This is a genomic window from Caulobacter sp. S45 (assembly GCF_903642205.1).
GTDB lineage: Bacteria > Pseudomonadota > Alphaproteobacteria > Caulobacterales > Caulobacteraceae > CAHJWH01.
Window position 1 is genome coordinate 1 of sequence record NZ_CAHJWH010000097.1, and the last position, 12,116, is coordinate 12,116.

Annotated in this window: 11 protein-coding genes; 6 read left to right on the plus strand and 5 right to left on the minus strand. The window is 69.7% G+C overall.

Translation table 11 applies throughout. From position 1 onward, the window contains the following. The coding region (locus tag HUV06_RS10395) for a hypothetical protein (protein WP_174301203.1) at positions 1 to 324 on the minus strand (324 nt) is incomplete at its 3' end. A gap of 208 nt (positions 325 to 532) precedes the next feature. On the opposite strand from HUV06_RS10395, the gene tkt reads away from it, so the two are divergent. After that, positions 533 to 2,482 (plus strand): transketolase, encoded by a 1,950-nt coding sequence (gene tkt, locus HUV06_RS10400; RefSeq protein WP_174301213.1) that lies wholly within the window; start codon positions 533 to 535, stop codon positions 2,480 to 2,482. A gap of 44 nt (positions 2,483 to 2,526) precedes the next feature. On the opposite strand, the gene HUV06_RS10405 is transcribed toward tkt, so the two are convergent. The 4 genes from HUV06_RS10405 to gcvA form a co-directional block, all read right to left on the minus strand. Next, entirely contained in the window at positions 2,527 to 3,921 is a 1,395-nt protein-coding gene (locus HUV06_RS10405; RefSeq protein ID WP_174301204.1) for an amino acid permease, read from the minus strand. Positions 3,922 to 4,009: 88 nt separating this feature from the next. Further along, positions 4,010 to 6,301: a M28 family peptidase gene (locus tag HUV06_RS10410; protein ID WP_174301205.1), complete on the minus strand. Its 2,292-nt coding sequence runs from the start codon at positions 6,299 to 6,301 to the stop codon at positions 4,010 to 4,012. Positions 6,302 to 6,411: 110 nt separating this feature from the next. Next, complete coding sequence (locus HUV06_RS10415) at positions 6,412 to 6,639, minus strand: type II toxin-antitoxin system HicB family antitoxin (RefSeq protein WP_174301206.1); 228 nt, start codon at positions 6,637 to 6,639, stop codon at positions 6,412 to 6,414. A 256-nt stretch (positions 6,640 to 6,895) separates the two neighbouring features. Then, positions 6,896 to 7,843 (minus strand): transcriptional regulator GcvA, encoded by a 948-nt coding sequence (gcvA, locus tag HUV06_RS10420; protein ID WP_174301207.1) that lies wholly within the window; start codon positions 7,841 to 7,843, stop codon positions 6,896 to 6,898. Positions 7,844 to 8,016: 173 nt separating this feature from the next. Here gcvA and cobA point away from each other — a divergent pair, with 173 nt between their 5' ends. From cobA to HUV06_RS10445, 5 genes are all read left to right on the plus strand, one after another. Next, positions 8,017 to 8,970 carry a uroporphyrinogen-III C-methyltransferase gene (gene cobA / locus HUV06_RS10425; protein WP_174301208.1) on the plus strand — a complete coding sequence of 318 codons (954 nt, stop codon included), beginning with the start codon at positions 8,017 to 8,019 and terminating at the stop codon, positions 8,968 to 8,970. Positions 8,971 to 8,972: 2 nt separating this feature from the next. Further along, positions 8,973 to 9,335 carry a DUF2849 domain-containing protein gene (locus tag HUV06_RS10430; RefSeq protein WP_174301209.1) on the plus strand — a complete coding sequence of 121 codons (363 nt, stop codon included), beginning with the start codon at positions 8,973 to 8,975 and terminating at the stop codon, positions 9,333 to 9,335. A 6-nt stretch (positions 9,336 to 9,341) separates the two neighbouring features. Next, positions 9,342 to 11,000 carry a nitrite/sulfite reductase gene (locus HUV06_RS10435; RefSeq protein WP_174301210.1) on the plus strand — a complete coding sequence of 553 codons (1,659 nt, stop codon included), beginning with the start codon at positions 9,342 to 9,344 and terminating at the stop codon, positions 10,998 to 11,000. Beyond that, positions 10,984 to 11,517, plus strand: a complete 534-nt coding sequence (locus HUV06_RS10440; protein WP_174301211.1) for a DUF934 domain-containing protein — start codon at positions 10,984 to 10,986, stop codon at positions 11,515 to 11,517. The genes HUV06_RS10435 and HUV06_RS10440 overlap by 17 nt, the downstream gene beginning before the upstream one ends. Positions 11,518 to 11,712: 195 nt before the next feature. Beyond that, a partial coding sequence (locus HUV06_RS10445) for a phosphoadenosine phosphosulfate reductase family protein (RefSeq protein WP_254601050.1) occupies positions 11,713 to 12,116 on the plus strand: 404 nt, incomplete at its 3' end.

Consider the following 12,116-nt stretch of genomic DNA (forward strand, 5'->3'; position numbering starts at 1 on the left):
CAGGCCGGGCTCGAACAGGCCGGGTTTAAACAGGGAGGTCTGCAGCGCCGCCGCCGCCGGTTCATCGTCCTGCAAGGCCTGCTCCATCTGCGCCATGGCGCGACCGAGCGTGTGTGACGCCTCGGCGGCGGCGGCTTCCAGCTCCCGGTTGCGCCGACGGGCGGTCTCCAGCTCCACCCCCTCAGCCAGGCTTGTGGAGGACGCGGCGGGCCGGCCCCCGCCGATCGCCGCCTCCAGGACCTGGAGGGCGCGGTCCAGGCGGTGGGCGGCGTCGGCCAGGAGGCCTTCGCCTGCCGTCCCCGGATGCGCCAGAGGCTCCGCCATGATCGCCCTCCCGCCCGCTCGACTCACCTTATAAGGCGGTCCGCGGCGGGGCCAAAGCGCTGCGCCGGGTTGCGCCTGCGGCCTGCCTGCCGCAAACACGGCCGCCGTACGCCCGGCGGCGCAGCTCCTCTCGCCCATGTCCGAAGCCGATCTGCTCACGCCCCCCGCCGTGGCCGCGCCGCCCCCACAGGCGCCCAGCCTCCAGCTCATGGCCGACGCGATCCGCGTGCTGGCCATGGACGCGGTGGAAGCCGCCGGCTGCGGCCATCCCGGCATGCCGATGGGCATGGCCGACGTGGCGACAGTGCTGTGGACCCGGCGCCTGAAGTTCGACGCCGCCCACCCGGGCTGGCCCGACCGGGACCGCTTCGTGCTGTCCAACGGGCACGGCTCGATGCTGCAGTACGCCCTGCTGTGCCTCACCGGCTATCCTGGCATGACGCTGGAGGCGCTGCGGTCGTTCCGCCAGTGGGGCGCGATCACGCCGGGCCATCCCGAATATGGGCACACGCCGGGGGTGGAGACCACCACCGGCCCTCTCGGCCAGGGGCTCGCCACGGCCGTCGGCATGGCCATGGCGGAGCGTCACCTCAATGCCCGCTTCGGGCCTGAGCGGGTGGACCACCGCACCTGGGTGGTCTGCGGCGACGGCGACCTGATGGAGGGCGTCAGCCAGGAGGCGATCTCGCTGGCCGGGCGGCTGAAGCTGAACAGGCTGTGCGTGCTCTGGGACGACAACGACATCACCATCGACGGGGCGGTGGCCCTGTCGGAGGCGGGCGACCAGCTCATGCGCTTCCGGGCGGCGGGCTGGATGACGCGGCGGATCGACGGCCACGACACCGCCGCCATCGACCGCGCCCTGCGCTGGGCCGCGCGTCAGTCCCAGCCGGTGCTGGTCGCCTGCAAGACCAGGATCGGCAAGGGCTCCGCCACGCTCGAGGGCCACCAAGACACCCACGGCAAGGCGCTGGGGGCTGAGGAGGTCGCCGCGACGCGTGAGAAGCTGGGCTGGCCGCACGCCCCCTTCGTGGTGCCCGATGCGGTCATGGCCGCCTGGCGCGGAGCCGGCCGCCGCGGGGCCGGCGTCCGCAGGCGCTGGGAGCAGCGGCTGAAGGGCCTGCCCCACTCGGCGGACTTCATCCGGGCGGTCTCGGGCGAGCTGCCCGCCGACGCCTTCGCCCGGCTGGACAAGCACATCGCCCTCGCTGTGGCCGACCGCCCGGCCATGGCCACCCGCGCCGCCTCGGGCGCGGCGTTGGACGCGCTCGTGCCGGCGATCCCGGAGCTGATGGGCGGCTCGGCCGACCTGACAGGATCGAACAACACCTTCGTCAAAGGCACGGCGATCTTCGACGCGCCGGACTATGCCGGCGGCTACGTCAACTACGGCATCCGCGAACACGCCATGGCGGCGGCCATGAACGGGCTGGCGCTGCACGGGGGCGTGATCCCCTATGGCGGCACCTTCCTGGTGTTCACCGACTACAGCCGGCCGGCGATCCGGCTGGCGGCGCTCATGGGGGTGCGGGTGATCCACGTGGGCACCCACGACTCCATCGGCGTGGGCGAGGACGGGCCGACCCACCAGCCGGTGGAGCACCTGGCGGCGCTGCGGGCCATCCCCAACCTGAACGTCTTCCGCCCCGCCGACGTGGTGGAGGCGGCGGAGGCCTGGCGCGTGGCTTTGCAGTCGGAGCGCACGCCCTCGGTCATGGTGCTCTCCCGCCAGAAGACCGCGGCGGTGCGGGTCGAGCCCTCGGCCGAGAACCTGACGGCGCGAGGGGCCTACACCCTGCGGCCAGCCGAGGGCGAGGCGAAGGTCGTGATCTTCGCGACCGGGACCGAGGTCCCGCTGGCGCTCGTCGCCCGGGACCGGCTGCAGGCCGAGGGCGTGGGCGTGCGGGTGGTCTCCACGCCGTGCTGGGCTCTGTTCGACCAGCAGGACGAGGCCTACCGGCGCGAGGTGATGGGAGGCGAGCCCGTACGCGCGGCGGTGGAGGCGGCGGTGCGCTTCGGCTGGGACTGCTTCATCGGCTTGGATGGGGTCTTCGTCGGCATGGGCGGCTTCGGGGCCAGCGCGCCGGCGGAGCGGCTGTATGCGGAGTTCGGCATCACGGCGGAGGCGCTGGTGAGCGGGATCAAGAGCAGGCTCTGAACGCCCTCGATCGCATATGGCGGCGTCGCCGCCGCTTGCTGATCTCAGGCGTGCCGGCTTCTCGGCCTGGCGTAGAGCGCATAGACCCCCAGCCCCACCGCGTTCCAGGCGAAGAAGCGCCAGATGGTGGCGAACTCCAGGCTGGCGAAGAGGTACAGGCAGCCCACGATGGCCAGTGGTCCGATCACCCAGGCGGCGGGCGCGCGGAAGGGGCGCACGCGGTCGGGATCGCGGCGGCGCATCACCAGCATGCAGGCGGCCACGGCGATGAAGGCGCAGAGCGTGCCGGCGTTGGCGAGGGCTGCGATGTCCTTAAGCGACAGCAGGCCCGCCAGCGCCGCCACCACCACGCCCGTCAGCAGCGTCACCACAACCGGCGTGCCCGTCTTCGCGTTCACCCGGGCCAACCGTTCGGGCAGCAGGCCGTCGCGCGCCATGACGAAGAAGATGCGGCTCTGGCCGTACATGAAGGCCAGGATCACCGTCGGCAGGGCGATGATGGCGGCCGCCGCGATCAGCGTCGCCGCGCCGGGCCGGCCTAGCCCCCGCAGCACGGCCGCCAGAGGCTCGGCGCTGTCGGCCAGCGCCTGGTAGGGGACCGCGCCCAGCGCCGCCGCCGCCACGGCGATGTAGATGACCGTGCAGGCGAGCATGGAGCCGACGATGCCGATCTTCAGGTCCCGCGCCGGGTTCTTGGTCTCCTCGGCGGCGGTGGAGACGGCGTCGAAGCCGTAGAAGGCGAAGAAGATGATGGCGGCCGCGGCCATCACCCCCTTGGCCGCCCCGCCCACCTCGTGCTTGGCGAAGCCGTAGGGCGCGAAGGGGGTGAAGCGGTGCGGATCGAAGGCGGGCAGGGCCAGCACCACGAACATCACCAGGGCTGCGATCTTGACCAGCACCAGGACGAAGTTGATCCGGGCGCTCTCGCGGGTGCCCAGACACAGCAGTCCCGCCACCATCAGGGAGATCACCACCGCGGGCAGGTTGACCAGCCCGCCGGCTCCGGGCCCGGCCAGCAGCGCGATCGGAATCGGCCAGTGCTGCGAGCGGATCACGCCCCCCGCATAGCCGGACCAGCCCACCGCCACCGCGGCGCAGACCACGGTATATTCCAGGATCAGGCTCCAGCCGACCACCCAGGCGATGGCCTCGCCCAGCACCGCATAGCTGTAGGTGTAGGCGCTGCCGGCCGCCGGGATCATGGTGGCCATCTCGGCATAGGCGAGCGCCGCGCAGGCGCAGACCGCGCCGGCGATGGCGAACGACAGGATCACCGCAGGGCCTGCCATGCCGGCGCCGACGCCGGTCAGGGTGTAGATGCCGGTGCCCACGATGGCGCCGACGCCGAGCGCCACGAGATGCGGCCAGCCGAGGGTGCGCGCGAGGCGCTCGCCCGTGGCCTCGGGCTCGCCGATGGGCTTGCGGCGGAGCCAGCTCATGCGGCGCGCCGCCTCTTATCTCCCCCGCTTCGCAGGGGAGGATGAGAGAGGGTCGCCGTATGCGGCCGCACAACGGACCGCGGAAGCCTCATCCTCCCGCCGCCACGCTCGCCCTATCCAGCCGGTCGGCATAGGCGTTCAGCACCGCGGCGGTAGCCTGCACAGCGCCGTCGACCTCTGCGAAGCGACGCTGTTCGATAGCTTCGCGGACCGCGGGCAGGGTCTTCACGCCGTAGCCGGTCTCGGTGCCGGGCGCGTAGATCATGTTGCGGTACCAGGGGCGGCCGGGCAGGCCCTGGGCGCTCATCAGGGCCAGGTCGATCCCCTGCACCGCGCGGCCGAGTGCGGCCTTATGAGCCGCGGACAGGCTCGGCGAGGCGTACAGCCGCTCGAACCGCTGAGCGCTCGCCGTCAGCCGGGCGCTCGCCAGGTCGAGCGGGGCGAAGGCGATGGCCGGGACCTCGGCCTGCCGCTCGGGCGGCAGCTCCGCCTTGGCCGGGTCCAGGCCCAGCTTGTAGCCGCCGCTGTCGATCAGCCGGTCGCGGGCGGCGGTCTCCTCCCGCTCGCGGTCGGCCAGCCTGTGCACCTCGTCCACGTACTGGGCGATGGTCGTGGCGAAGGCGGAGAAGTCCACCGGCGGCAGGTCGGCGTCGGCGTAGCGGAGCGCGATGCGCCCGGCGGTCCTGGCCAGCGTCGCGCTGTACCTCATCCCCGGATCGCCGAAGCGGACATAGTGGTCGTGGGTGTCGTAGGCCGAGTGGTAGACGCCGCCGCTTTCCCCCTCGCCGCCGTAGCCCACGTCCAGCGAGGGCACGCCCAGGTGCTGGAGGAAGGGCGTGTAGTCCGAGCCCGAGCCCAGGGCCTGGATGGGCAGGGGGCCGTTCGCGCCGGCGACCTTGGCCAAGGCCTTGGCTTCGGCGCTGGCGCCTGGGGCATCCGCCTTCACCTGCAGGTAGGCCCGCCGGCGCGTCAGGACATCCGCGCCGGTCTCCGGGTCCGTCACGTCCGCCGCCGCGCCGTTCGCGAGCGTCTGCAGCTCGTGGCTGCCCTCCAGGTTCAGGTATCCACGGTCGATGTTGTCGGAGTTCAGATACATGACCGCCTTGGCCTGCAGGTCGGCGGCGTGGCTCTCGGCCCACTCGGTGGAGCCGATCAGGCCCGGCTCCTCGGCGTCCCAGCTGGCGTAGATCAGGGTGCGCCTGGGCCGCCAGCCGGTGCTTTTCGCCAGCTCGCCCATGGCTTTCGCCTCAGCCATCAGGGCCACCTGGCCGGACAGGGGGTCCTCTGCGCCGAAGACCCAGCCGTCGTGGTGGTTGCCGCGCACGATCCACTGGTCGGGGAACTCGCTGCCCTTCATGGTGGCGATGACGTCGTAGATGGGGCGGAGCCGCCAGTCCGACTTGACGACCAGGTGCACCATGACCGGGCTCGGGCCCAGGTGGTAGGTGAGGGGCAGGGCGCCGCGGAAGCTCGCCTCCGCCACCGGGCCGCCGAGCGCGCTCAGCAGCGGCAGGGCGTCGGCATAGGACATCGGCAGGGCCGGGATCTTCATCAGGGTCGGCGCGGTCTCGCGGGTGTAGCGGTGCGGGGCGCCGGGGGTGGCGCCCACGCCGGGCGTCAGCGGGTCGCCGGAGAACAGGGTGATGTCGTTGACCGAGCCGCGCTGCACTCCGTCGGCCGGCCTCTGGGCGCCCCTGGGATAGGGGTCGTCGGTGTAGTAGCCGTCGTCCTTGGGATCGGAATAGATGATGCAGCCGACCGCCCCGTGCTCCTGGGCCAGCTTGGGCTTCAGTCCGCGCCAGCCGCCGCCGTAGCGCGCGATGGCGATCTTGCCGCGCACGTCCACCCCGGCCCGGGCCAGGGTGCGGTAGTCGTCCGGCATGCCGTAGTTGACGTAGACGAGGGGCGCGGTGACGTCGCCGTCGCCCTGGTAGCCCAGGTAAGGCGGCAGGACGCCCGGCATGTCGGCGGAGGTCTGGTCGCCGGGGATGGCCGGCTCGTGCAGCCTGGCGTGGAAGGGGGCGGGGCCGAGCAGGTCCACGCTCTCGGCGACGGGCACGCCGTAGAGGATGTCGAACTGCTCGATATGGGCGTCCCAGCCCCAGCTCTTGAACATGGCGAGCTGCCATTCGGCGTTGTCCTTGTCGTGCGGGCCGCCGACCTGGTTCGGCTGGGACGCCATGCGAAGCAGCCAGCCGTCTAGTTCGGGAGCCGAGATCATGGCGTCGAATCGGTGCTCCAGGTCGCGCTCGGCGGCCGCGCCCCGATCGCTGAAGCCGAGCATGGCCCCGGTCGGCTGGCCTGGGGCGGGCTGGCTCAGGGCCGGGCCGGCGACCGAGGCGAACAGGCTCGCGGCGAGCGCGAGGGAGCGGATGGACATGGTGGCGCGGCTCCAGACTTCAGCGGAGGCGTGACAGTAGCGGGATTCATGCAGACCGGAAGAGCGCCTGAGCGACCACGTTGCAGGTCAGCGAGCGTCTTCCAGCCTGTTCACGCTTGCGCCGGGACCCGGTGGCTCGACGGGATCGGGATCGCGCGGCCGAGAGCAAGGGCCTCTTCAATCCAGGCTTCGATAGCGTCCCCCACGTTTCGAGCCGCGAGCTCCCGCGTCTCTCCGTCGGACATGCAACCCGGCAAATCGGGGACGATCGCCAGGTAACCACCGCCGTCCTCAGGAACGAGAGGCTCGATCAAGACCGGGTAGTCAGGATGACGCATTGGAGCCTCCTGCAGCCTCAATGAACCTAACGAACTTGCGTATATATACCGGCTTAACCGGCCGTGCGTGCGGAATGGTCAGGATTTCCCGCTGTGAGGCGTGAGACACCTTGTAGTGCGATCCTCCGCCCGAAGGCGGCATGCACCGTACGCCATGTTCGGCGCAGACCGCAGCCACATCGGCTATCGTCCAATCCGCGGCTGGAGCGCGGCGCATCTGGACCAATATGCCGGTCATCTCTGCATCCTCCCCCTCTCAGATCCCTGCGCCGTTGTCCATGGTGCGCAGCCCCGCCTCGTGCGCCTCGGCCTCGGCCTTCACCCAGCCGGTGAAGGCGCGCACCTGCTTCAGCCGCGCCTTCGCCTTGGGGTGGACCAGGTGGTAGGCGAGGTCGAGGGTGGTGGTGGAGCTGAGCAGCGGGGCCACCAGCCGGCCGGCGTCCAGGTCCGCCTGGGCCAGGGTGCCCTTGGCGAGCGCCACCCCCCGGCCGCCCACCACCGCCTCGATCACCAGGCTGGATTGGTTGAACCGCGGTCCGCGGGTTCCGTCGATCTGGCGCAGCCCCCTCGCCGTCAGCCACATGGCCCAGTCCGGGCAGCTCTCGTCCGCGTCCGGCGAGCCGTCGTGCAGAAGGGTATGGTGGGCCAGGTCCTCCGGCTCGGCCAGCGGTTTTTCGGCCAGCAGGGACGGGGCGGCGACGGGGGTGACCGTCTCGCCCATCAGCCGTGTGACCTCCAGCCCGGGATAGCGGCCGGAGCCGTAGCGGATGGCGACGTCCACCTCCCCGTCGGCGAAGTCCACCAGCTCCATGCCGGCCGACAGCCACACGTCCACCTCCGGGTGCGCCGCCTCGAAGCGGCCGAGGCGGGGGACCAGCCACTTGGCGGCGAAGGAGGGCGCCGCCGAGACGGTCACCCGGCGCCCGTCCGCCGCGGCGGTCAGCTGGCTCGCCGCCTCCGCCAGCCGGTCGAAGGCCTCCCGCAGCGCCGGCAGCGCCGTCTGCGCCCCGTCGGTGAGCAACAGCCCCTTGGCGGTCCGCTTGAACAGCGGCGCGCCGATGTAGTCCTCCAGGTTCTGGATCTGCTGGCTGACGGCGCCGGGCGTCACGCTCAGCTCGTCCGCCGCCCGGCTGAAGTTCATGTGCCGCGCCGCCGCCTCAAAGGCCCGCAGCGCGTTCAGCGGAGGTAATCGTCGACGCTGCACAACAGTTTTCCTAAACGCCCACCCAGGATCAACCGCCTTGCGCTTTGACCGATCGCCGGTCACTTAGCAAGCATCCCGCGCCGTAATGCCCTTCCGGCGAAGGACTTAGAGGCTGGACGACGGCGATGCCTCCATCGTCCAGCCTCTAAGTTTACGCCAGGAGTTCTGAAGCCATGGAGCAGCGGACCCGAGATCGTGAGTCGAGCCTGGTTGTGCTCAACGGCGGTCCTCGACCGGTTACCGTCATTGGCAAGGTTTGGCTGGTGGGTGCAGGACCTGGCGATCCTGAACTGTTGACCCGGAAAGCCGAGCGCCTGTTACGGCTCGCCGATGTGGTGGTCTATGACCGTCTGGTGGGCGATGGCGTGCTGGCCCTGGCGGCTCCAGGCGCTCGCAGGCTCTACGTCGGCAAGCGCAAGTCCACTCATAGCGTGCCTCAGGCCGACCTCAACGACTTGCTCGTCGCCCTGGCGCGCGAAGGCTTGCAGGTGGTGAGGCTGAAAGGGGGCGATCCTTTCATGTTCGGTCGTGGCGGTGAGGAGCTCGCGGCCTGCCGCGTAGCGGGTATCGACTGCGAGGTCGTGCCAGGTGTCAGCGCCGCTCTGGCGGCTGCAGCTTCATCCGGTGCGGCCCTGACCCACCGCGGCCTTGCTCAGGCGGTGACCTTCGTCACCGGTCATGCGGCCGTAGATGAGAATGGAAGGGCGGGAGAGCCTGATCTGGACTGGGTGGCGCTGGCCCGGCCGAACCAGACGGTGGTGATCTATATGGGCCTGTCCACCGCGCCCACGATCGCGAGCCGCCTCATGGCCGCAGGGCGGGCCGGTTCTACGCCGGTTCTGATCGTCGAGAACGCCAGCCGGCTGCAGGAACGTCGCGCACTCTGCACTCTGGCGACCCTGCCCCAGGTATCTGGGTCCTTCGCTGGTCCCGCCGTGCTGATGGTCGGCGAGGTGGTGGCCATGGCGCAAGTGCAGCCGCGGCCGCAATCCCATCATGACGAGCAATGGCGATCAGTCGAGCTGGCGGGATCTCCATCCGCTCCCTTCAAGCCCGCCCATTTGGTCTTGGCGGCAGAGCTTCTGGACGGCGAGCACCCTGGCGTCTCGCGGAGGGGCCAGGCGTGAGCTTGGCGGCGGTAACCGCAAGCGATCTGCGCGACGGCGAGGTCGTGTTCTGGGCCGAGGGTCGCTGGGTCAAGCGCTTCGCAGACGCGGAGCTGTTCAACGCGGTCGAGCCTGGGCAAGCGGCGCTCGACCTCGCCCGGGCCCAGCCCACGATCGTGGTAGAGCCTTACCTGATCAACCTGGATCTGGAAGGCGGCGTACCTGTGCCGACCAGTTATCGTGAACGTGTCCGGGCGCTTGGCCCCACCATCCACCCCGAAATGGGCAAGCAGGCCGAGGGCGGTCTCGTCGTTCAAGCCCTGCGCGCCCACGCCGGCGGCGCTCGCTCGTCAGGGCGCCTCGGCCTGATCCGGCTGAAAAGGTAACAGGACGTGTACCGCTACGACGCCATCGACCGCTCGGTGATCCAGGACCGATCCGCAGAGTTCCGCGACCAGGTCGAGCGCCGCCTCTCGGGGGCCCTGACGGAGGAGCATTTCAAGCCGCTACGGCTGATGAACGGGCTCTATCTGCAGCTCCACGCCTACATGCTGCGGGTCGCCATCCCCTACGGCGCGCTGTCTTCAGACCAACTGCGAGGCTTGGCGAGGATCGGACGCATCTACGACAAGGGCTACGGGCACTTCACCACCCGCCAGAACCTGCAGTTCAACTGGATCAGGCTGGAGCAGACGCCCGACATCTTGGATGCCTTGGCTGAGGTGGACTTGCACGCCATCCAGACCAGCGGCAACTGCATCCGCAACACCACCTCCGACCCTTACGCCGGGGCGACGGCCGAGGAGGTGGACGACCCGCGGGTATGGTGCGAGGCGATCCGCCAGTGGTCCACCTTGCATCCCGAATTCAGCTACCTTCCGCGCAAGTTCAAGATCGCGGTGACTGCAGCGCCCCAGGATCGCACGGCGGCCAAGGTGCACGATATAGGCTTGGTGTTGAGGCGAGACCGCGACGGCCAGCTCGGGTTCGAGGTCATGGTCGGCGGCGGGATGGGGCGCACGCCCTATCTCGGGACCACCATCCGCGAGCACCTGCCGGTGCAATCCTTGCTCAGCTACCTGTCAGCTATCCTGCGTGTCTACAATCGTCACGGCCGGCGGGACAACATCTTCAAGGCCCGCGTCAAGATCCTGGTCGCGGCGCTCGGCGCTGGGGAGTTCGCGCGCCAGGTCGAGGCCGAGTGGACCACCATGGACCGCGTGGCGGTGGACCTACCCGACGTAGAGCTGGCCCGTATCCGCGGAGCCTTCAGCTATGTCCGATTCGTCGATGCATCGCCGGTCTCCAGCAGCTTGGAGGCGGCGCGCAGGGCCGATCCGACGCTTGGCCGCTTCGTCCGCAACAACGTAAAGCCGCACAAGATCGCCGGTCACGCCATCGTAAACATCTCGCTCAAGACGCCCGGCGAGGTGCCCGGCGACTGCTCCAGCGACCAGATGGACGCTATCGCAAACTTGGCCGACCAATATGGCTATGGCGAGATCAGGGTCACGCACGAGCAGAACCTGGTGCTGCCGCATGTGAAGCTCGACGACCTGGCGGCCGTGCACGCAGGTTTGAAGGCGGCGGGACTAGCCTGTCCCAACGTCGGGTTGGCCAGCGACATCATCGCCTGCCCTGGGCTCGACTACTGCTCACTGGCCAACACCCGGGCGATCCCCGTCGCCCAGTCCATCGCCCAGCGGTTCTCCATGCCTGACGTGGCCGAGAGCGTCGGCGAGCTGAAGATCAAGATCAGCGGGTGCATAAACGCCTGTGGCCACCACCATGTCGGCCACATCGGTATTCTCGGCGTGGACAAGAAGGGAGAGGAGTTCTTCCAGCTGACGCTAGGAGGCTCCGGAGCCGAGGACGCCAGCCTCGGCGATGTGCTGGGCCCCGCCGTCGCCTATGACCAGGTGACTCCGGCCGTGGACGCGCTGGTCCAAGCCTATCTACGCGAACGCAGGGGCGCCGAACGCTTCCTGGACACCTACCGCCGCGTGGGCCTCACTCCCTTCAAGGCTGCGGTCTATGCCGAAGCTCATTAGTCGCGACGGCCCGGAGGCCAGCTCCTTCGTGTGGCGGGAGGATGGCTTCACGCACATCGCCGATGACGAGGCGCCGGGCGGTGAACTGGGCCAGGTTATCATCTCCTTGTCCCGCTTCCAGGCTGATGGCGATCGTTGGCTGGCCGAGGGACGCTCGGTCGGGGTGCGGCTGAAGCCCGAAGATCCTGTCGAGGGGTTGGCCTATGACCTGCCACGGCTGGCCGTTGTGGCGCTCGAGTTCCCCAAGTTCCGCGACGGTCGCGCCTTAAGCGCCGCCGCTCTGCTACGCGAGCGCTATGGCTATGCGGGCGAGCTGCGGGCGGTGGGCGAGGTCGTGCGCGACCTGGCCAAGGAAATGTCACGATGCGGCTTCGACAGCTTCGAGCCATCGGATGGATCGACGCCCGAGCAGTGGACGATTTCGGTCTTCCGCTTCCGCCACGTCTATCAGAGCGCAGCCGACCGGCGCGCGCCTGCCTTCCGCGAGCGGATACATATCCCCACGGCGGAGGGCTGAGGCATGGCTTATGAAGCGGAACTTCCGGTAGACAGCCACCTCATACTTTCCGCGTCATCTCCGTTGCGATCGGTAGCATCCGCGCCAACCGCGGCCCTGGCGTCCGGAGTGACCTCGCCGGTGGAGGTGACCCGTCAACACGTTGATGCTGCAGACCTCAACGACCGCCTCCGCGGCGCTTCGCCTGAGGCTATCTTGGAAGCCGCGCTTACGATCTTCACCGGGCGCATCGCCATGGTCTCCTCCTTCGGGTCGGAGTCTGCGGTGCTGCTACACATGCTGAGCCGAATTGATCCCGCTACACCGGTGCTGTTCCTGGATACGGGCCACCTGTTCGGCCAGACCTTGGACTACCGCAAGCGGCTGGCTGCCCAGCTGGGCCTCGCTGACGTGCGCGACCTGCGCCCGGCCTACGCCGACCTTGCGATCCAGGACCCCAAGGCTGACCTCTATAAGCGCTCGACAGATGCCTGTTGCGCCACTCGCAAGGTGGCTCCGCTGGATTTGGCGCTCGGCGGCTTTGAGGCCTGGATCACCGGGCGCAAGCGTTTTCACGGCGGCGCCCGCCTGCACCTGCCCGTCGTGGAGCACAGTGAGGG

Excerpts from the sequence above, each read along its gene's own strand:
- tkt (WP_174301213.1), top strand. The coding sequence starts at position 533 with ATGGCCGACGCGATCCGCGTGCTGGCCATGGACGCGGTGGAAGCCGCC.
- cobA (WP_174301208.1), top strand. The coding sequence starts at position 8,017 with ATGGAGCAGCGGACCCGAGATCGTGAGTCGAGCCTGGTTGTGCTCAAC.
- HUV06_RS10410 (WP_174301205.1), bottom strand. The coding sequence starts at position 6,301 with ATGTCCATCCGCTCCCTCGCGCTCGCCGCGAGCCTGTTCGCCTCGGTC.
- HUV06_RS10440 (WP_174301211.1), top strand. The coding sequence starts at position 10,984 with ATGCCGAAGCTCATTAGTCGCGACGGCCCGGAGGCCAGCTCCTTCGTG.
- HUV06_RS10405 (WP_174301204.1), bottom strand. The coding sequence starts at position 3,921 with ATGAGCTGGCTCCGCCGCAAGCCCATCGGCGAGCCCGAGGCCACGGGC.
- HUV06_RS10415 (WP_174301206.1), bottom strand. The coding sequence starts at position 6,639 with ATGCGTCATCCTGACTACCCGGTCTTGATCGAGCCTCTCGTTCCTGAG.